Raw genomic sequence first — 19,283 nt, 5'->3', positions numbered from 1 at the left:
CTCAGGTCTTGTCCCGCAGTTCCCGGCGCAAAATCTTGCCAACCGGCGTTTTCGGCAATTCAGCGCGAAACTCAATGAGTTTGGGCTGCTTGTAGCCGGTCAGGTTTTCCTTGCAGTAAGCACGGATTTGAGCCTCGGTCAGGTCCGGATTTTTCTTCACGATCACCAACTTGACAGCTTCACCGGTCTTGGCGTCCGGCACCCCCACGCAAGCGCACTCCAGCACCCCGTCCAATTGGGACACCACATCTTCCAACTCGGTCGGAAAGACATTGAAACCGCTGACCAGAATCATGTCCTTCTTGCGGTCCACGATCTTGAAAAATCCGCGTTCATCCATCACCCCGATATCACCCGACTTGAAGAAACCATCGGCCGTCATGACTTTGGCGGTTTCATCCGGCCGCTGCCAGTAACCCGCCATCACCTGGGGACCCTTGATGGCAATCTCGCCGGATTGGCCGATAGCCACCTCGTGACCGTCATCGTCCAGCAGTTTCAGGTAAGTGCTGGGCAAGGGCACGCCAATGGTGCCGGTATATTCCTTGGCCGTCACCGGGTTGCAACTAGCCGACGGCGAGGTCTCGGACAGGCCATAACCCTCGCAGATGGGACAGCCGGTTTTCTCGAACCACAGCTTGGCCACGGCACTCTGGACCGCGGTGCCGCCACCGACCGAGACCTTGAGATGGCTCCAGTCAACGGTGTTGAAATCGGGGTGATTGGCCAAGCCGTTGAACAAGGTGTTGACGGCCGGGAAACTGTGGATGACGTGCTTCGACAGTTCCTTCAGAACCGCCGGCAAATCACGCGGATTGGGAATCAGAATCAGCTTGCCGCCAGTGCGCATGGACAGCATCATGCCCACCGTAAAAGCAAAGATGTGGTACAGCGGCAAGGCGCAAACGGTGGTCAGTTGTTCACTCGCCGGCACCAGTTTCGTGACCGGCTGATTCCAGGCCTCGGATTGCAGCACGTTGGCGATCACATTGCGATGCAACAGCACCGCGCCTTTCGAGACGCCGGTGGTGCCGCCGGTGTACTGCAGCACGGCCACATCGTCGGGCTTGACGGCGACCGCCTTGATCGAGCCGCGCGTGCCCCGGGCCACGGCCTCGTTGAAGCGCACGGCGCCCGGCAGACTGTAGGACGGAACCATCTTCTTGACGTTGCGCACCACGTAGTTGACCAGCGCCCCTTTCAAAAACCCCAACTGGTCGCCCATGGCGCACAGCACCACGTGCTTGACCGGCGTGCTGGCCAGGCATTTTTCAAGCGTGGCGGCAAAATTCTCGATGATGACAATGGCTTTCGAGCCGGAATCCTTGAGTTGGTGCTCCAGCTCGCGCGGCGTATACAGCGGGTTGACATTCACCACCACATAACCGGCACGCAGAATGGCAGCCACCGCCACCGGGTACTGGGGCACATTGGGCATCATGATCGCAATCCGATCACCCTTGACCAGACCCAGGCTTTGCAGGTAGACCGCGAAGGCCCGACTGAGCTCGTCGGTTTGCCCGTAGCTCACATCCTTGCCCATGAAACTGTAAGCGGTTCGACTGGCGTACTTCTGGAAGCTTTCCTCCATCAAGGCCACCAGGGAAGAATACTGCGAAGTATCCAAATCAGCGGGTACCCCTGGCGGATAACTCTTCAGCCAAATACGATCTGTCATGCCTGCCTCCAAATCAGTTAAGGACCAAGCCCACCGCTTTACTGCCACGGTCTGTCGCGCAAAGTGTGGGCCTGTGACGCAACTGAGCATTTTGCCTCTTATTGCGTCTATTTTTACTTGTGTTTTCCCTAACCTTTGAAGGCTGTCGGATGCACAACAAGGCTGCATCAAAACAGACGCAGCGCGGTCCTTGCGGACCCGCGCTGCAATCGATACCTTGATCAGTTGGGGACAGAGCTGGTTCGGTCTGTCCCGCAAGGTCTCAGGTTTTCAGCACCACCAGCACTTCGTCGAGCATCTTCTTGGCGTCGCCAAACAGCATGCGGTTGTTCTCTTTGTAGAACAGTGGGTTGTCGACACCGGCATAGCCCGAGGCCATGCTGCGCTTCATGACGATGGAAGTCTTGGCCTTCCAGACTTCCAGCACCGGCATGCCGGCGATCGGGCTGCTCGGATCGTCCTGCGCGCTCGGGTTGACGATGTCATTGGCACCAATCACCATGGTGACATCGGTAGCCGGAAAATCGTCATTGAGTTCATCCATCTCGAACACGATGTCGTAAGGCACTTTGGCCTCGGCCAGCAGCACGTTCATGTGGCCCGGCATGCGTCCGGCCACCGGGTGAATGCCAAAACGCACATTCACGCCCTTGTCACGCAACAGTTTGGTGATCTCGAACACCGTGTGCTGTGCCTGTGCCACCGCCATGCCATAGCCCGGAACGATGATCACGCTCTTGGCTTCGCGCAACAGTTCGGCCGTTTCCGTGGCGCTCACCGGTGTCACCTCGCCGGCCGGCTGCGCACCGCCCGCCGCCGCCGTGGGCTTGGCGCTGGTGGTACCAAAGCCGCCAGCGATCACGCTGATGAAGCTGCGGTTCATGGCGTTGCACATGATGTACGACAGAATCGCGCCACTGGAGCCGACCAAGGCACCGACCACGATCAACAAGTCGTTGGACAGCATGAAACCGGTCGCCGCCGCGGCCCAACCGGAATAGCTGTTGAGCATCGAGACCACCACCGGCATGTCGGCACCGCCAATGGCCATCACCATGTGCACGCCAAACAACAGGGCAAGTACGGTCATGACGACAATCGGGACCAGGCCGTCCTGCACCGTGTGGGCCTGCATGAAGACACCACCGAAATAAATCACCACCAGCAAGCCGGCCAGGTTGAGCCAGTGCCGGCCCGGCAGCAGCATCGGGTTGCCACTGATGCGCCCCGACAGCTTGCCAAAGGCAATGACCGAGCCAGACAGAGTCACGGCACCGATGAAGATGCCGATGTAGATTTCAAGCTCATGGATGGTTTTCGCGGAGCCCTCGAAGCCGGTCGTGGCCGTCGGGTCGACAAAAGTGGCGAACCCCACCAGCACCGCCGCCAGACCCACCATGCTGTGCATGAAGGCCACCAACTCGGGCATTTGCGTCATCTGCACCATGCGTGCCAGATACAGACCAATGCCGCCACCCACCACCATGGCGGCAATGATCCAGGCGTAACCGCCGCTGTTGACTTGCGGCCCAAAGACCGTGGCCAGCACGGCAATGGTCATGCCGATCATGCCGAACAGGTTGCCGCGACGCGAGCTTTCCTGGTTGGACAGACCGCCCAGGCTCAAAATGAACAAAATGGTAGCGCCGATATAGGCGACCGTGGCCAGACTCGAATTCATGCGTGGCTCCTCTTATTTACGGAACATGGCCAGCATGCGCTGGGTGACGGCGAAACCGCCGAACATATTGATGGCTGTCAGCGCAATGCCAACCGCCGCAATCCAGGTGATCAGTTCATTGGGCCGGTTGACCGCACCGACCAAGGGCGATATCTGTACCAGTGCGCCGATCGCAATGATGCTGCTGATCGCGTTGGTCACGCTCATCAGCGGTGTATGCAACGCAGGTTTCACGTTCCACACCACCATGTAGCCGACAAAGCAGGCCAGCACAAACACCGTGAAGTGCGACATGAACTCCTTCGGCGCGCTGTGGCCGATCAGCCAGAACAGCACCGCAGCCACGGCGAACATCATGGTCAATTTGCCGGCCGGCATGGGGGCACTGGGCTCGCCATGGCCGTGCGCTTTTTTGGCGCCGGATGCGGCGGCAGGTTTTGCCGCCGCGGCGGGTGCAGCCGCCGGCAGTTTGGGCGCCGGTGCCGGCCAGGTGATGTTGCCTTCCTTGATGACCGTCAGGCCGCGGATGGCGTCGTCTTCCATATTGACGTTGATGATGCCGTCCTTGGTCTTGCACAGTTCCTCGGAGAGCCGGAACAGGTTGGTCGCGTACAGCGTCGAGGACTGCTTGGCCAGCCGGCTCGTCAGATCGGTGTAGCCGACGATGGTCACGCCGTGCTTGACCACCACTTGGCCTGGCTCGGTCAGCTCGCAGTTGCCGCCCCGCTCGGCCGCCATGTCAACGATCACGCTGCCGGGCTTCATGCTCTTCACCATCTCGGCGGTGATCAACCTGGGCGCGGGCTTGCCCGGGATCAGCGCGGTGGTGATGATGATGTCCACCTCCTTGGCCTGCTTGGCGTACATCTCGCGCTGGGCCTTCTGAAAGCCCTCGCTCATCACCTTGGCATAGCCGCCACCGCCGCCGCCTTCTTCCTCATAATCGACCTTGACGAATTCGCCACCCAGCGACACCACCTGGTCGGCCACTTCGGCACGCGTGTCGTTGGCGCGCACGATGGCGCCCAGACCGGCAGCGGTACCAATCGCAGCCAGGCCGGCCACGCCGGCACCGGCGATGAAGACCTTGGCCGGCGGCACCTTGCCCGCGGCCGTGATCTGGCCGTTGAAGAAGCGGCCGAAGGCGTTGGCGGCCTCGATCACGGCGCGGTAGCCGGCGACGCCGGCTTGGGAGGTCAAAGCGTCCATCTTCTGGGCGCGCGAGAGCATGCGCGGCAGCGCGTCGATGGCCAGCACGGTGACCTTGCGCGCCGCGAGCTGCTGCATCAGTTCTGGGTTCTGCGCCGGCCAGATGAAGGTTATCAGGGTCTGGCCCTCATGCATCAGGCCGACTTCTTCAGTGGTCGGCACGGATACCTTGAATACGATGTCCGAACTGGCCCACAACTGGGCCGCGTCCGGCACCACGCTGGCACCCGCAGCCCGGTAGGCCTCGTCGCTGCAATTGGCGGCATCACCGGCCCCCGATTGGACGGCAACGGAAAAGCCCAGTTTGATCAGTTTTTCCACCACCTCGGGCACGGTCGCAACGCGCTTTTCTCCTGGAAATACCTCGCGCGGCACGCCGATGCGTTGGGGGGACTTGACAGTCTCGGTGGCAGGGCCGGCAGCGGTGGTTCCCGGTGTCGTCCCAACAGGTACGCCAGTTTGCATAAAGCGACTCCTCAGCTTGATTCTTTACAACAGTGGGTGCGGCGCCTTCTCGTTGGCAAGCATTGCGGAAGACACTGCGCGCAGAGCTTAACTGAATTTGCCACCTCTACCGGCGGGGTGATGCATGACGTGGATCAATAAAATGGCAATCTCTCAATCTGCTGGACCACGTCATTCAAAAGATTCAGGCGGCGCGCCGAGATCGCCACCCGCACGCCCTCAGCCGCCAGGGCGGTTTTGTGGTTGCGTTGCAGATCCCTGCCGTCTCCCTCGAAGTTTTCGGGAAAGCTTGCGTAAAGGCGGCACCGGCCGGTTCTTGCCTTCAATCTGATCCCAACTTCAACCGGTCCGGCTGACCTTTCTCAATGGCCCACTTCAGCAGAGCCGCGCCACGAAAAATGCCGTGCGCGAACTTGCCGTAGGGTAGCGTGGCAAACAGCGCCATCACGACGCCCAGATGCACCGCCAGCAACGTCGGCAGGGCTAGCGAGCCACGCCCCAGCCACAAGGCCAGACCGCTCAGGCTGCTGAAAAACAGCAAGGCCATGAAACCACGGTCCATTGGCTTTTGCGCCGCATCGCCGTGCAGCGGGTGGCGCCGCAGGTTGAGCTGGAACAGGCCCGCTGTGCCCAACAGCAGACCGATGCCGCCCGACACGCCCAGCAGTTTGGGCAGGCTGGGCCAGTCGTAGGGCGCGTCCCAACCCGGCAGGTAGTGGTAACAGGTGGCGGCAGCGGTGGCGGCAAAACACAGCAGAAAACCGTAAAAAGTCAGGTGATGAAAGCGCCGGCGCCACAGCGTCCAGCCGTCGTCCTGGTTGTTGCAACCTTCGCCGTGGCCGCCATCCAGGTATTTCAGGCGCAGGGCGTTCAGGCCGGCCTCGCTGGCGGCTGCGCCTGAGACCACCGTCTCTGCCGGGTCGGACGCGCTAGCGGGCGCGACCTCGCGCCAAAAGCGGCGCAGTCCCAGGCTGAGCGCCAGCACGGCAAACCCGAACACCGGCGCAAATAGCGACACCAGCAGATTGTGCGGAAAGATCGCGTAAAAATTCCCCGGCATGGGCGTCTGCAACAAGGCGCCGTTGCAGGCCAGCGCCAGCAGCAAAAACAGCGACAGGCCGGCCGCCAGCGCCAGCGCCAAGGTCAAGCCGTTGCGCTTGTAGAGAACCCCCAGCGCTGCCGGCCAGGCATAGTCAGAATAAGTCTGGAGCCGGAGCTGGGCCATGGCCTGCGGCACGTTGACGGCAAACTCATGCGGCGGCGCGTACTGGCAGGCGTGCAGGCAAGCGCCGCAGTTGTGGCACAGGTTGGCCAGGTAGTGCGTATCGGCTTTGCCGAATTCAAGGCGCCGCGTCATGGCCGGAAAGACGGCACAGAAACCTTCGCAGTAGCGGCAGGCATTGCAGATTTGCAGTTGCCGCGCCACCTCCGACTCGGGCGCACTCAAGAGCGGCTCGGCATGGGCCAGGGCGCGGGCCTCACGCGTCAGTGCCTCAAGCGCCTGCATGACGGGCTCCCGATTTCAAGGCGGCCTGCGCCGCCTGCGTGCCGGCAATGCGGCCAAACGCCGTTCCTATGGACATGCCGACGCCGGCCGTATAGCCCTTGCCCAGCACATTGCCAGCCATCATTTCGCCGGCCACAAACAGGTTGTCGCTGGGTTTGTTGTCAAAGCGCACCGCGCTGCTGGCGTCGGTCTTCAGGCCCAGATAGGTGAAGGTCACGCCCGGTTTCAGGGCGTAGCCGTGGAACGGCGCCGTGTCGATGGGGCGGGCCCAGTGCGTCTTGGCCGGAGCCAAACCTTCGGTCCGGCAGTTGTCAAGCACGGTATGGTCGAAAGTGCCGACCTGGCAGGCCTTGTTGTAGTCGTTGAGGGTTTGCATGAAGGTCGGAACATCCAGGCCCAGTAGCTGCGCCAGTTCGGGCAAGGTGTCCGCCCTCACCCCCGGAAATACCGGCGGCATAAAGCGCCCCATCGCCTTGGCGTCGATGATGGAGTAGCCCACTTGCCCCGGTTGCTGCGCCACCAGCCGGCCCCAGATGGCGTAGCGCTTGGGCCAAAAGTCTTCACCCTCGTCGTAGAAGCGCCGGCCCTCGCGGTTCAACACCACACCCAGCGAGACACAGTCGATGCGGGTACAGATGCCGCCGTCGTACAAGGGCGCGCGGGCGTCTATCGCCACCATATGCGCTTGCGTCGGGTCACCGACCGTGTCCGCCCCGGCCGCCAGCAACTGCTTGAGCAGTACGCCCTGGTTGAAGCGCGTGCCCCGGATCAAAAAATTGTCGGCCGGCCATTCGCCGCGCTCGTTTTGCCCCCAGGCCTGGCGCAGCCATTCAAGGTTTGACTCGAAGCCGCCGGCGGCCAGCACACAGGCTTTGGCCATGATGCGCTCAGAACCGACATAGGCCGCGACAAACCGACCTTGCTCCAGTTCCAGCCGCTCCACCGGTGCCTGGTAGCGAATCCGCACGCCCAATTTCTCGGCACTGCGGTAATAGGCGTTGACCAGAGCCTTGCCGCCGCCCATGAAGAAAGCATTGGTGCGCGACAGGTGCAAGGTGCCTGACAGCGAAGGCTGAAAATGCACGCCGTGGCGGCGCATCCAGTCGCGGCAGTTGCCGGAAGCCCGGATTGTCAGACGCGCCAGCGCCTCGTCGGTCTGACCGCCGGTGACTTTCAGCAAGTCCTGCCAGTACTCTTCTTCCGGGTAGGCCTCGGTCAGCACGTCCTGCGGCGCCTCGTGCATGCAGCGCAGATTGCGCGTGTGCGCCGAATTGCCGCCGCGCCACTCGCGCGGCGCCGCCTCCAGCAGCAGCACCGAGGCACCGGCTTCGCGCGCCATCAGGGCCGCGCACAGGGCTGCGTTGCCACCACCAATCACCAGCACATCGACAGTCACAGCCACCTCACCCTTATGGCAATGGCGGGCCTGTGGTCAGTTGGCCTGCGTTGGGCGCATTTGAATTGTTCGCGAAGTTCCATGGCAGGATTGTCCATGACGAAGCTGGCGCATGGCTGGGATAATCGCACAACTATGGACAAGCAACACATTGGGCAACGCGTGGTGGTCGGTTTGAGCGGTGGCGTGGACTCGGCGGTGACCGCCTGGCTGCTGAAACAGCAAGGCTACGAGGTGATCGGGATTTTCATGAAGAATTGGGAAGGCGATGACGACTCCGAGTATTGCTCTTCCAACATCGACTTCGTGGACGCCGCCGCCGTGGCCGACGTGATCGGGATCGAGCTGGAGCACGTCAACTTTGCCGCCGAATACAGGGACCGTGTCTTTGCCGAATTCCTGCGCGAGTACAGCAGCGGCCGCACGCCCAATCCGGACATCCTGTGCAACGCCGAGATCAAGTTCAAGGCTTTTCTGGACCATGCCCTGCGCCTGGGCGCCCAGCGCATCGCCACCGGACATTACGCCCGCGTGCGGCTGAATCCGGCAACGCAGAAATACCAGCTGCTCAAAGGTCTGGACCCGTCCAAGGACCAGAGCTATTTCCTGCACCGTCTCAATCAAATACAGCTTGCCAAAACGCTCTTTCCGATCGGCGAATTGCACAAGACCGAAGTGCGCCGCATGGCCCTGGAGATCGGCTTGCCGAACGCCAAAAAGAAAGACTCCACCGGCATCTGCTTCATTGGCGAGCGGCCGTTCCGCGAGTTCCTCAACCGCTATATCGCCAAGGAACCCGGCCCGATCAAGGATGACAAGGGCCGCACCATCGGCCAGCATGTGGGGCTGAGTTTTTACACTTTGGGGCAGCGCCAGGGTCTGGGCATAGGGGGTATCAAGGCCAAAGGCGCACAAAAAGGCGGCGGCGAGCATGCCCCCTGGTTTGTCGCGCGCAAGGACCTGGAGAAAAACACCTTGTGGGTGGTGCAAGGGCATGAACACCCCTGGCTCCAGTCCCGCGCCCTGAGCGCACAAGACGCCAGTTGGGTGGCCGGCACAGCGCCGGCGGCCGGCTTGTTCACGGCCAAAACCAGATACCGCCAGATGGACGCCGCCTGCACCTTGGCGGAGGGCGCCGGCGACGCGTTCAAGCTGATATTTCCAGAGCCGCAATGGGCTGTAACACCGGGCCAGTCGGCCGTGCTGTACGACGGCGACGTGTGCCTGGGCGGTGGTGTCATCGCCTCGTCAGACGCCTGAAATCGGCGCCAGGTCGGCTGACGAATCAAGGCGAGCGGCCAGCCAAGTCATCCTGAGTCCTGCCCGCAAGCGGGTAAACATAGTGTCCACGAAACAGTTAGGTGGACACCATGGAAACGAGAAGGGTCGCACGTCGCAAGCACAGCGCGAAATTCAGGACCGAGATATTGCAGGCATGTCGTCAGAACAAGCGTCGGTCGCCGCGATAGCACTGCGCAACGGGTTGAACGCAAACTGGGGTTGCCGCTGTTGAAGGCTGGAAGGACGAAGGAGTGATGGAGGCGCTGGCAATCGTGTGACGGTGGCTGCCAGATCAAACGCTGGCTGCCCTTGCAGTGCCGGCGCAGGAGACATAGGCAAGCTCATCGGAGATCCGCATGGAATTGCGCCGAGGTGGTTCCATCGTCACCATGAGTTGCCCAACGCAATGTGCCGTCGCGTGCGGCGTCTGGCTGCTTGAGCGATGCGCTGATTTCTTGACCATTGACCCCCCTTCTCACCACGTCAATCGCGGCCCGCCCCTGTGCCAAGAGTTTCAACTTATAGCCTCCTTCAAAAATTGCGTGACCACTTTTCTGAGCGAACCGACCAAAACGTTTGCGTCTTTTTCGCCATATCTCCGTCTTTAGATTCAAGCGCCAGTCAGCGCGGCAATTCTGATACAGGAGATTACATGCTTACCGATTCGTTCCGCCGATATGCCGATTTTGTTGTCCGAAGAAGGGCTTATGTCATTGGGCTGATAGCCATAGTGACCGTGTTGTTGTGTTCTCGATTGATGAATCTTCAGGTCGACATGGACCAGGATACATGGATCCCGCAATCCCACCCTTATGTACAAACAACTAAGGCACTTGAGCAAGTCTTTGGCGGTAGAAATTTCATGATGATCGGGATCGTGCCAAAGCAAGGCGACATCTACCAAGCCAGTGTTCTTGCAAAGGTGCAGCGTATTCAGGAATCCATTGAAAATCTGCCTGAAGCGTTACGCCAAAACGTGATGAGCATTGCCGCCAAGAAAGTCAAAGACATCAAGGCAGACGATTCCGGCCTGGTGGTCAAACAAGTGATGGATCATGTTCCTCAGACCGCGGAAGAAATGGCCGCACTGCGCATTGCTATCGATTCAAACCCGTTCTACATCAATTCCTTGGTTTCTCCTGATTCCCGCGCCGTTGCTGTTATTGCCGACTTCAAAGTCGACACCAGCAAACCAAGTTATGCGGCCCTTCACGCGGAAATAAAAGAAATTCTCGATAAAGAACGCGATGGGACAGTCGACATATACACCGCCGGGCTTCCTGTGGATTTTGCGACTTTCGAGAGTCACATGATGCAAATGCCGATTTTCTTGGGCGCGGCGCTCCTGATCATTATGGTGATTCAATATTGGTCGTTTAAAAGTCTCCAGGGAATGCTGCTACCGATCATGACGGCGGTGTTGAGTGTGCTGTGGGCACTCGGATTCATGGGCTTGATTGGCGTTCACATGGACGGCATGAACACAACGACACCGATCTTGATCATGTCGGTGGCCGCCGGGCACGCGATTCAGATATTGAAGCGCTATTACGAGGAATATCAACGCATTCACGCCTCCTCGACCCATTTAACCGATCGTGAAGTAAATCATCGGGCGGTCATCGAATCAGTAGCCAAGGTTGGGCCAGTGATGACGATCGCAGCGGCAATCGCAGCCATCACGTTTTTTACCCTCAGCACGTCAGAAGTTTCGGTTGCGCGGCATTTTGGCGTGTTTGCCGCATCTGGTGTAGTCGCTGCGCTACTTCTAGAAATGACGCTTATTCCTGCTATTCGCTCGCTGTTACGTCCGCCGTCCACGCGAGAATCCGAAGCGGAGCAAAAGCAAACAGGCCTTGATACAGTTCTTACCAAACTTGCAAATGGACTCACCGATGGTCATGCACCGCTGATTTTGCTATTTGCATTCCTTCTCGTAGGAGTTATCGCTGTCGGAGCAACTCGCATCACTATCGACAACAGCCTGAGAGCATATTCCCGTCCTGACAGTGAAGTACGTATCCATGACCGTGAACTCAATAATCGCTTCGGTGGTACCAATACCATTTACTTCCTAGTTGAAGGTGACAAACCAGATAGCCTCAAGGATCCGAAAGTGCTTGGCGCGATGGCGTCACTGCAAGATTTTCTTGCCGCTCAACCTAACGTCGGCAAGACTCAATCTATCGTCGATCTGGTCAAGCGTATCAATCGAGCAATGCATGGTGATGCGGCGGATCAGTCACTGATTCCGCCTGACAACGCGCTGATCGCGCAGTACCTACTTCTCTATTCAATGTCCGGCGACCCGCAGGATTTCGACAGTTACGTCGACAACGACTATCGCCGAGCCGCAATTTGGGTTTTCCTGAAAACCGACAGTACCAGCTATGCGGAAGAGCTTCATAAGAAAGCAGAGACGCTAATACAGGAAAAGTTTCCGTCTGGGGTAAAGGTGAGGATGGGCGGAAGTCTGCCGCAAACCATCGCGGGCAACCAAGCTTTGACGACCGGCAAATCAAAGAACATCGGGCAAATGGTTCTGGTCGTATTTGCACTCAGTGCCCTAGTCTTGCGCTCGCTTGTAGGCGGCTTGTTTGTCACGATGCCACTGCTATTGGTCATACTTGCGAATTTTGGTGTGATGGGGTGGCTGGGCATTCCGCTCGACATGGGTACCATCTCAACGGCTGCGATGGCTATCGGTATCGGTGCAGACTACGAGCTGTACCTGTTGTTCAGATTTCGTGAAGAATTGGGACGTACCGGAAATATTGCAGAAGCAACCAGACAATCGCTGGTGAGCTCAGGGAAAGCGGTGCTGTATGTTGCCCTGTCGATTGCCGCCGGCTATTCCTTCCTGTTGCTGTCTGGCTTTGCGTTTTACAGTCGACTGGCGGTAATGGTCATGGCGACAATGATTGTTAGCTCGTTTGTGGCCATCATCTTTCTGCGAGCAATGATGATCATCTTTAAGCCGAAATTCATCTTCGGCCCCGAAAGAAGCGTGCTCGTCACCGAACAATTGGCCGAGCCGAAGGGTGCGAAATGAAGGCGGGACCCATCGCTTCTCTTCTGCTTGCGGCTTGCATTCTGGCAATCCCGCCCGCCGCGCAGTCCGCGCCAACAGCCGACGAGATCATGCAGAAGAACTTCTTCGCATCAAAACCGAAGCGCGTGTTCCAGGAAGTCACGATGACCCTTGTGAATGAGCGCAATGAAACAAGGCTTCGCAAGATTACGTCGCTGATCTCGCTGCAGGCCAACGGCTTTGACACGAATATTCTGGTTCGCTTTTTAGCTCCCCCGGACGTGAAAGGAACGTCCTTCCTGCAAATAGAACATGCGCAAGGCGAGGACGATCAGTGGATTTTCCTGCCGGCTTTGCATAAAAGTCGCAGGTTGGTGTCGAGCAACCGCAAGGACAGTTTCATTGGATCGGACTTCTCCTATGGCGACGTGATCCCACCCAAGGTATCCCTGTACCAACACAAATTGCTTCGCGAGGAGACGGTTGGCACTCAGCCGTGCTACGTTGTCGAGTCCGTTCCTGTCAACGACGACGTCAAACGAGACTATGGCTACGGACGGAAGATTACCTGGGTGGCGCTGGAAAGTTTCTTCGAAATGAAGACAGAGTACTACGACGTGACGGGCAGGCTGCTCAAGACGCAACTGGTCAAAGACATTGTGAAGGTGGATGCCGAGACAAATAGATGGTTGGCCAAATACAAGGAGATGACCAATCGCCAAACGAATCACAAGACCGTCATCACGGTCGACCGCTACACCACGGCAACGTCGATCACGTCTGCCACGTACACGCTCCGTGCACTGGAAAACGACTGATGGCGATGGGGCAGAACGTGCCAGGAACCTTTGTTAAGCTTCGACGAATTTCCACGGTCGCCATCCTTGTCCTGCAGTGGCAGGTTGGTGCGCGTGGTGAGGACCTGAGCCCTAGCCTCGGTTTAAGTGGTTCGTTGCGAGCCGATTACTTTCAATCTTCGCGCACGCTCGACGACGCACATGACCTAATCGGTGGAACGGTGCAACTAAAAGGAACCGCCCGCCCCGTGGACAATGTCAAATTTGGCTTCGAGGCTCGGAGTGTTGGTGCAAATGTTGGTCATCCAAGCAACGCCGATTCCAGCCTCGTCGAAGGATACATAGCTGTAAGGCAGGGACCGTGGGATTGGCGCTTCGGAAAGCAGATCATTGCGTGGGGGCGCGCTGATGGAATCAATCCCACGGACGTAATTTCCCCCCGCGATTACACCGTTCCCTTGCCCTTTGATGAAGACCAACGCCTCGGAGCTTGGGCCTTGGCTACAAACTACGCTTGGAGCCCAGAAATCAGCCTGTCGGTAATTTGGAAAGCCGGGTTCAGTCCGTCGTCCGTGCCGATGTCGAGCGATGCCGGAAATGCTTACACATTGATCAAGCCAGACGATCACGCCCCGGAACTTGGTGTGCGACTGAATCGCTCCGGCAGCGACGTTGACTGGTCGGTGAGCCTGTATCGGGGACGCAGCCTGTTGCCCCACGCTGGTTTCCAGCAGCCTACCTCAGGAACACCATTGCAACTGACGTATCCGTCCATCACCATGGTGGGTGCCGATATGACAACAAACGTTTCGACATTTGGTACAAGACTGGAATTTGCCTACACCTATCCGACCAACTCAAATCAAACAGACCAACCAGGGATGCAACGCAATCTCTACGTTGTTGCGGGCATTGATAGAACCTTCTTTCCCCGCCTTAACGTCAACGTTCAGCTCTTTCTACGTCGTGCATGGGACCTTTCGACTGGCAATTTGGCACCGCAGTATGCGGCTGCGGACCAATTCAACGAGGCCATGTTCATGCAGCAACGCAGCCAGGTCACCGGCATGACGATGCGCATCGCGAACTACTGGCTAAACGACACACTAGCCGCAGAGGTTTTCGTTCAGCGCTACTTCCTCAATGGCGACACGTTTGTGCAAACGATGATGACATACGCGTTTACTGATTCAGTGCGCGGGACGATCGGCGGACGACACTACGCCGGTCAAGGTCCGCAGTTTGGTCCACTTCGGAAGACGAATGGTGCCTTTGCTGAGATACGGTATTCGTTCTGAAATCGACATGAAGACGCTTAGGGTCGACTTGCGCAAGAATATTCACTGACATTTTCTGAGAGACTGATCAAATGATTGACACATGGGAAGAATACAAGGCGCGACTACGTGGCTATATCGCGAAACGTGTGCGGGCGCGCGAGGACGTGGACGACATTCTTCAGAATGTGTTCATCAAAGTGCACATCAACTTGCATACGGTCAAGACGCACGGAAGCGTGGCTGCTTGGCTTTTTCGCATCGCTGCAAATGCTATAGCTGACCATTACAGGTCGCAAAGGCCGTGGGAAGAGCTTTCCGACGAAATAGCAGTCCCCGAGGCACAGCGCGACTACATTGTCGAGTTGGCAAACTGCGTGCAGCCATTCATCGCTGAGCTTCCTGATATCTATCGATTGGCCCTTACTCTGTCAGAAATTGAGGGGTTGCCACAGAAACATCTGGCTGACCGTCTGGGGATTTCTCTCTCTGGGGCGAAATCGAGGGTACAGCGAGGCAGAGAAAAGTTGCTCATGCGTCTACTTGAGTGTTGCGACATTGAAGCCGGACGCGGCACCATTACGGGATACGAGCTACGCAAAACGAACAATTGCAGGTGCGGCTGAAGTCGATCGAATCTTTGCGTCCTTTTCGCAAGAACTCCGTCTATATGAATACGGCGCAACGGGTGCCGCAATCATGAATAACCGGAGTAAATCCATGAACGAAGTAAAGAACGATGAAATTCGCCAAGCGGTGCGCCAGCAATACGGTCTTGTGGCTGAAAGCGAGGGCTGCGGTTGCGGCCCCGTTTGCTGTGGATCAACGACAGCGTCGGCAGACACGCTTTCACAAGCGCTGGGATACTCTGCAAACGAAACTGCCGTTGTTCCCGAAGGTTCCAACATGGGATTGGGCTGTGGTAACCCGCAGGCCATCGCCAATTTGAAGGCCGGTGAAACCGTGCTCGACCTGGGAAGTGGCGGAGGGTTCGATTGCTTCCTCGCGGCGAGGCAGGTCGGTGATTCAGGCCACGTCATCGGCGTTGACATGACGCCAGCGATGGTTTCCAAGGCAAGGTTGAATGCGGAAAAGGGTGGCGACAGGAATGTTGAATTTCGCCTCGGTGAAATTGAAAGCCTCCCGGTCGCTGACGGCACAGTAGATGTGATTATTTCCAACTGCGTCATCAATTTATCTCCAGACAAACGTCGCGTCTTCGCTGAATCCTACCGGGCCTTGAAACCGGGGGGCAGGCTGGCCATCTCGGATGTGGTCGCTTTTGCCGAATTGCCTGAGGAGATCCGCAGGGATATGGAACTTTTCACGGGCTGCATGGCGGGCGCATCGGTGATTTCGGAGCTGAAAGAAATGTTGAAGGCAACCGGTTTCCAACAGATTAGCGTCATACCAAAAGGTGAAAGTAAGACATTTATTCGTGATTGGGCACCAGGTATGGCAATCGCGGACTATGTGGTTTCCGCAACCATTGAAGCCGTCAAGCCTACAACCTAATCGGGTATTGCTCCAGTTTGCGCAGCCGGTAATCGAGTTGGGCGCTCGTGCTGACGCTTGCGGCATTTGGCGCTGGCGCCCGCCAGCTTACACAGCGTAAGACGGGTACCGAAGATGCGTTCGATACTTCAACACAAAGTGGAGAGACCCAACATGCGGTGTGAATTCAAAGCGCAAGCGGATGCCGGCCCAGATCAAGGCCGGTACAAACGCACGCTACCGGATGAGCAGATTCCTTTTTCCGCCACGCAAGGCCGCACCGTTTTTCAAGAGGCTTTGACTGGGGGCGGGATGCACAGCTATTTTGCGCTAGCTGAACAATTTCAGACCCAAGCGGAGCCAACCTACTGCGGTATCAGCAGCCTTGTCATGGTGCTGAACGCACTGCAAGTCGATCCCAAACGGCGTTGGAAAGGCGTTTGGCGCTGGTTTAATGAGGACGTTGCAGACTGTTGCCAGCAGCTCGTAAAAATCGACAAAGAAGGCATTACCCTGGACCGCCTCGCAGAATTAGGCCGCTGCAATGGGGTGGACGTCGTTTCAGTGCATGCTGATGCTCACGCAGAAAGCATCGAAACATTTAGACGCGAGGTATCGCGAGTGACATCACGGGTTGTGGGCGACGGGGTGACCGGCGAAGCCCTGATAGCGTCGTATTCCCGGGCCACTTTGGGGCAGACAGGAAATGGTCACTTCTCACCCATCGGGGGCTACCATGCCGCGCAGGACTTGGTGCTGATCATGGATGTGGCGCGATTCAAGTACCCGCCGCATTGGGTGGCACTTCCTGCGTTGTGGCGGGCAATGCAATCTGTGGACGCCGACACCGGCTTAAGTCGAGGCTACTTGCTCATCAGGGCCAACGCTCCGAGGACTATTTGAACTGCTGGAGTCGATTTCTGCAATCGGAACGCAGCCTGTCGTGAACGTCTTTTTCACGCTGCGTCGCGTTCGACAAAATTGTGGATTCACCTCCACCAGTTTCAAAATTCCGCGCATGAAAAGTCATTGATCCACAAGTGGTGGAATGTCAGCGGAATTAGTGTTTGAACCGGAATATGCTCTGCTAGCCCATGCGGGCCAGCAGCGTTTCCATGTCCTTGAGCATGCCCTCCAGGCCCGTTTTCTGTGTTTCGTCGGGCTGGATGCAGGCTTCCAGTTCCTGCTCCATAAAGCACATGGTCATGCGCAAATAAGTGCTGTCCAGCGCTTTGCGCACGGCCGAAAACTGCTGCCCAATTTTCAGACATTCCTCGCCCTCCTCGATCATGCGCTGCAAGCCGCGGATCTGCCCCTCGGCGCGCCGCAGGCGGTTGAGCACATCGGTGCGGGCGGCAGCATCTGTCAAAACAGTCATGGTATTTCCTTGCAAGCAACCAATTACTTTAATCGAACACCCAGCGCATCGACCACTTCGATCTGCACCGGAATGCCCTGTCCGACGCTCTGCGTCACGGTGCAGAAGGCTTCAAACTGGCTCAGCACCCGGTCCAGTTGCGCCAGCGCGGCGGCCGGCACACCCAGCGTCAGCAGCGCCTTGATTTGCAGCACGCGCAGACGCCCCTCGGCATTGCGACCGACTTCGGCCTGCACATCGCACTGAATCGGCTCCGGCGCCTGCTTGAATTTGCGCAAGGCAAACAGCAGGGAATCGGACAGGCAATTGCCCACCGCCGCCGCCAGCAGTTGCACCGGCGACGGGCCTTGCCCAGCGCCCAGCGGCGCCGGCTCATCGCCCATAAGCGCTGGAATTCCAGCGCCGAAGTCGATCTCGAACTGGTAGTTCTGCTTTTGCTTGAGCTGAACGTGAATACGGGTCTCGCTCATGAAAACTCCTTAGGCCCAGTGAATCGGCGCGGGATGATCCCGCTCTCAGTTGGCGCAGCCGATCTTGGCTTCCGGCACACCCAGTTTTTTCAGGATGATGCCCAGCGGACAAAAATTGGTGAAGCCCGACTGAAACAGATTGGCACCGACAAAAGCGGTAAAGGCGAGCGCCCATTTGCTGACGAAGAAAGGACTGCCCTCGACGCCCAGCGCCAGTGAAATCATGACGAAGAGGCCGGCAAAAACAAAAATGAAACGTTGAACGGACATGGTGATGACTCCTTGAGATAAAAAAACTTACTTGTGAAGACGGTTGATGCCCAGCATGCCCATCACGTATTTTTCGTAGATGGGTTCGGAGGTGCCTTTTTTGAGCTTGCGCATGAAATATTTCTCGTAAGCGATCTTGGCCAGATGCACCCATTTGCCTTTTTTGAACCAGTTCACATTGCGCGGAGGAATCTGCGGCAAAGCGACAAAGGCGGCACCGGTGTCGCCCATGTCGGCCAGGCAAACGGCATTCCAGGTGCCTTTGGCGGTGGCCGGTTTGCCCATCAGGTCGTCCGCGATGTTGTGGCAAATGGCGGTCATCATGCTTTCGATCATGTAGCCGGTCTTGGGCGTGCCGGTGGGGACCGGCGTGACCTCCACCGGGGGAATGGCGACGCAGACGCCGGCCGAGTAGATGTTGCGGTAGGCCTTGCTGCGCTGGAACTCGTCGATGATGACCATGCCGCGCGGATTGCACAGATTGGGCACCGCGGCAACCGCGTCGACGCCCTTGAAAGCCGGCAGCATCATGGACAGCTTGAAGCCCAGTTCGTGCTCCTTGTAGACATTGCCCAGATCATCGAGTTGGCTGACAAACATCTTGCCGGCCTCGACCCGCGTCGTCTTGGCATTGGTGATCCATTTCATGTCGCGCCCGCGCAGCTCGGACTCCAGCATCGACTTGCTGTCGCCGACGCCGCCCAGACCCAGATGGCCGATGTAGGGCTCGCTGGTGACGAAGGTCATGGGCACCTTGTTGCGCAATTTTCGCCGGCGCAAGTCGGTGTCCAGGATGAAGGCAAATTCATAAGCCGGACCAAAGCAGCTGGCACCGGGCATCGCGCCAATCACCAGCGGCCCCGGGTTCTTCAGAAACTCCTGGTAGTCGGCAAAAAACTCCTGGGCGTGATCGACATGACAGATCGAGTGGCTAAAGCCGCCACCACCGGATTTGAACGGGCCGGCGCCCGGCACCTCGTCAAAGGCCAGCTTGGGGCCGGTGGCAATCAACAGGTAGTCGTAGTCCAGCGTTTCGCCGTCGGCAAAGACCAGCTTGTTGCCCGGCGCATCGATATGCGTCACGGCTTTGGCAATGAAAGCAATTTTTTTGCGCGCCAGGTAAGGTGCGATCGGCAAGGTCACCGCGGCGCGCTCGCGCCAACCGACGGCGACCCAGGGGTTGCTGGGCACAAACTGAAAGTAGTCGGTTCGGTTGACCACTGTGATGCGGTGCTCCTGGGGCAGCATTTCCCGCATTTCGTAAGCCGCCGGCATGCCGCCGATGCCGGCCCCCATGATGACGATATGAGCCATTTTGTCTCCTGCAGTTTTAAGATCAATAGATAAGG

At 58.1% G+C, this 19,283-nt stretch carries 17 protein-coding genes; 7 read left to right on the top strand and 10 right to left on the bottom strand.

Annotated features, from left to right (window positions below; translation table 11 throughout):
* Position 1 precedes the first annotated feature (1 nt).
* From PHS32_RS03655 to tcuA, 6 genes are all read right to left on the bottom strand, one after another.
* Positions 2-1,678 carry a long-chain-fatty-acid--CoA ligase gene (locus PHS32_RS03655; RefSeq protein ID WP_301077461.1) on the bottom strand — a complete coding sequence of 559 codons (1,677 nt, stop codon included), beginning with the start codon at positions 1,676-1,678 and terminating at the stop codon, positions 2-4.
* A gap of 262 nt (positions 1,679-1,940) precedes the next feature.
* Positions 1,941-3,359: a Re/Si-specific NAD(P)(+) transhydrogenase subunit beta gene (gene pntB, locus PHS32_RS03650; protein WP_301077460.1), complete on the bottom strand. Its 1,419-nt coding sequence runs from the start codon at positions 3,357-3,359 to the stop codon at positions 1,941-1,943.
* A gap of 12 nt (positions 3,360-3,371) precedes the next feature.
* Complete coding sequence (locus tag PHS32_RS03645; RefSeq protein ID WP_301077459.1) at positions 3,372-5,033, bottom strand: Re/Si-specific NAD(P)(+) transhydrogenase subunit alpha; 1,662 nt, start codon at positions 5,031-5,033, stop codon at positions 3,372-3,374.
* Between the two features lie 134 nt (positions 5,034-5,167).
* A complete protein-coding gene (locus tag PHS32_RS03640) occupies positions 5,168-5,359 on the bottom strand; it encodes a hypothetical protein (protein ID WP_301077458.1) in 192 nt (63 codons plus the stop codon).
* On the bottom strand, positions 5,356-6,540 hold the full coding sequence (gene tcuB, locus PHS32_RS03635) for a tricarballylate utilization 4Fe-4S protein TcuB (RefSeq protein ID WP_301077457.1): 1,185 nt from the start codon (positions 6,538-6,540) through the stop codon (positions 5,356-5,358). Before tcuB ends, PHS32_RS03640 begins: the two co-directional genes overlap by 4 nt.
* Positions 6,527-7,936 carry an FAD-dependent tricarballylate dehydrogenase TcuA gene (gene tcuA, locus PHS32_RS03630; RefSeq protein ID WP_301077564.1) on the bottom strand — a complete coding sequence of 470 codons (1,410 nt, stop codon included), beginning with the start codon at positions 7,934-7,936 and terminating at the stop codon, positions 6,527-6,529. The genes tcuB and tcuA overlap by 14 nt, the downstream gene beginning before the upstream one ends.
* A gap of 135 nt (positions 7,937-8,071) precedes the next feature.
* Between tcuA and mnmA the strand changes: the two genes are divergently transcribed.
* From mnmA to PHS32_RS03595, 7 genes are all read left to right on the top strand, one after another.
* Complete coding sequence (gene mnmA, locus PHS32_RS03625; protein ID WP_301077456.1) at positions 8,072-9,196, top strand: tRNA 2-thiouridine(34) synthase MnmA; 1,125 nt, start codon at positions 8,072-8,074, stop codon at positions 9,194-9,196.
* A gap of 673 nt (positions 9,197-9,869) precedes the next feature.
* Entirely contained in the window at positions 9,870-12,269 is a 2,400-nt protein-coding gene (locus PHS32_RS03620) for an MMPL family transporter (RefSeq protein WP_301077455.1), read from the top strand.
* Complete coding sequence (locus PHS32_RS03615; protein WP_301077454.1) at positions 12,266-13,066, top strand: outer membrane lipoprotein-sorting protein; 801 nt, start codon at positions 12,266-12,268, stop codon at positions 13,064-13,066. Before PHS32_RS03620 ends, PHS32_RS03615 begins: the two co-directional genes overlap by 4 nt.
* Positions 13,066-14,343: a DUF1302 family protein gene (locus tag PHS32_RS03610; RefSeq protein WP_301077452.1), complete on the top strand. Its 1,278-nt coding sequence runs from the start codon at positions 13,066-13,068 to the stop codon at positions 14,341-14,343. The genes PHS32_RS03615 and PHS32_RS03610 overlap by 1 nt, the downstream gene beginning before the upstream one ends.
* A gap of 71 nt (positions 14,344-14,414) precedes the next feature.
* Positions 14,415-14,948, top strand: a complete 534-nt coding sequence (sigZ, locus tag PHS32_RS03605) for an RNA polymerase sigma factor SigZ (protein ID WP_301077451.1) — start codon at positions 14,415-14,417, stop codon at positions 14,946-14,948.
* A 94-nt stretch (positions 14,949-15,042) separates the two neighbouring features.
* Positions 15,043-15,837, top strand: coding sequence for an arsenite methyltransferase (locus tag PHS32_RS03600; RefSeq protein ID WP_301077450.1), 795 nt, complete (start codon positions 15,043-15,045; stop codon positions 15,835-15,837).
* Positions 15,838-15,990: 153 nt separating this feature from the next.
* Entirely contained in the window at positions 15,991-16,719 is a 729-nt protein-coding gene (locus tag PHS32_RS03595) for a phytochelatin synthase family protein (protein ID WP_301077449.1), read from the top strand.
* A gap of 184 nt (positions 16,720-16,903) precedes the next feature.
* On the opposite strand, the gene PHS32_RS03590 is transcribed toward PHS32_RS03595, so the two are convergent.
* The 4 genes from PHS32_RS03590 to PHS32_RS03575 are packed head-to-tail and all read right to left on the bottom strand — an operon-like array spanning position 16,904 to position 19,248.
* Positions 16,904-17,194 carry a metal-sensing transcriptional repressor gene (locus PHS32_RS03590; protein ID WP_301077448.1) on the bottom strand — a complete coding sequence of 97 codons (291 nt, stop codon included), beginning with the start codon at positions 17,192-17,194 and terminating at the stop codon, positions 16,904-16,906.
* A 23-nt stretch (positions 17,195-17,217) separates the two neighbouring features.
* On the bottom strand, positions 17,218-17,664 hold the full coding sequence (locus PHS32_RS03585) for an OsmC family protein (protein ID WP_301077447.1): 447 nt from the start codon (positions 17,662-17,664) through the stop codon (positions 17,218-17,220).
* 45 nt (positions 17,665-17,709) lie between these two features.
* The gene (locus tag PHS32_RS03580) at positions 17,710-17,934 is read right to left on the bottom strand and encodes a DUF2892 domain-containing protein (protein WP_301077445.1); all 225 of its coding nucleotides are present in this window, start codon (positions 17,932-17,934) and stop codon (positions 17,710-17,712) included.
* Positions 17,935-17,961: 27 nt separating this feature from the next.
* Positions 17,962-19,248, bottom strand: a complete 1,287-nt coding sequence (locus PHS32_RS03575) for an FAD/NAD(P)-binding oxidoreductase (RefSeq protein WP_301077444.1) — start codon at positions 19,246-19,248, stop codon at positions 17,962-17,964.
* Positions 19,249-19,283: the final 35 nt, after the last annotated feature.

It is taken from the genome of Rhodoferax sp. (genome assembly GCF_028714215.1).
Taxonomy (GTDB): domain Bacteria; phylum Pseudomonadota; class Gammaproteobacteria; order Burkholderiales; family Burkholderiaceae_C; genus Rhodoferax.
Note: the sequence above shows the minus strand (reverse complement) of the source record. Positions and strands in the feature narration are given on the sequence as shown.

Excerpts from the sequence above, each read along its gene's own strand:
- PHS32_RS03655 (WP_301077461.1), bottom strand. The coding sequence starts at position 1,678 with ATGACAGATCGTATTTGGCTGAAGAGTTATCCGCCAGGGGTACCCGCT.
- pntB (WP_301077460.1), bottom strand. The coding sequence starts at position 3,359 with ATGAATTCGAGTCTGGCCACGGTCGCCTATATCGGCGCTACCATTTTG.
- PHS32_RS03645 (WP_301077459.1), bottom strand. The coding sequence starts at position 5,033 with ATGCAAACTGGCGTACCTGTTGGGACGACACCGGGAACCACCGCTGCC.
- tcuB (WP_301077457.1), bottom strand. The coding sequence starts at position 6,540 with ATGCAGGCGCTTGAGGCACTGACGCGTGAGGCCCGCGCCCTGGCCCAT.
- mnmA (WP_301077456.1), top strand. The coding sequence starts at position 8,072 with ATGGACAAGCAACACATTGGGCAACGCGTGGTGGTCGGTTTGAGCGGT.
- PHS32_RS03620 (WP_301077455.1), top strand. The coding sequence starts at position 9,870 with ATGCTTACCGATTCGTTCCGCCGATATGCCGATTTTGTTGTCCGAAGA.
- PHS32_RS03615 (WP_301077454.1), top strand. The coding sequence starts at position 12,266 with ATGAAGGCGGGACCCATCGCTTCTCTTCTGCTTGCGGCTTGCATTCTG.
- PHS32_RS03610 (WP_301077452.1), top strand. The coding sequence starts at position 13,066 with ATGGCGATGGGGCAGAACGTGCCAGGAACCTTTGTTAAGCTTCGACGA.
- sigZ (WP_301077451.1), top strand. The coding sequence starts at position 14,415 with ATGATTGACACATGGGAAGAATACAAGGCGCGACTACGTGGCTATATC.
- PHS32_RS03600 (WP_301077450.1), top strand. The coding sequence starts at position 15,043 with ATGAACGAAGTAAAGAACGATGAAATTCGCCAAGCGGTGCGCCAGCAA.
- PHS32_RS03595 (WP_301077449.1), top strand. The coding sequence starts at position 15,991 with ATGCGGTGTGAATTCAAAGCGCAAGCGGATGCCGGCCCAGATCAAGGC.
- PHS32_RS03590 (WP_301077448.1), bottom strand. The coding sequence starts at position 17,194 with ATGACTGTTTTGACAGATGCTGCCGCCCGCACCGATGTGCTCAACCGC.
- PHS32_RS03585 (WP_301077447.1), bottom strand. The coding sequence starts at position 17,664 with ATGAGCGAGACCCGTATTCACGTTCAGCTCAAGCAAAAGCAGAACTAC.
- PHS32_RS03580 (WP_301077445.1), bottom strand. The coding sequence starts at position 17,934 with ATGTCCGTTCAACGTTTCATTTTTGTTTTTGCCGGCCTCTTCGTCATG.
- PHS32_RS03575 (WP_301077444.1), bottom strand. The coding sequence starts at position 19,248 with ATGGCTCATATCGTCATCATGGGGGCCGGCATCGGCGGCATGCCGGCG.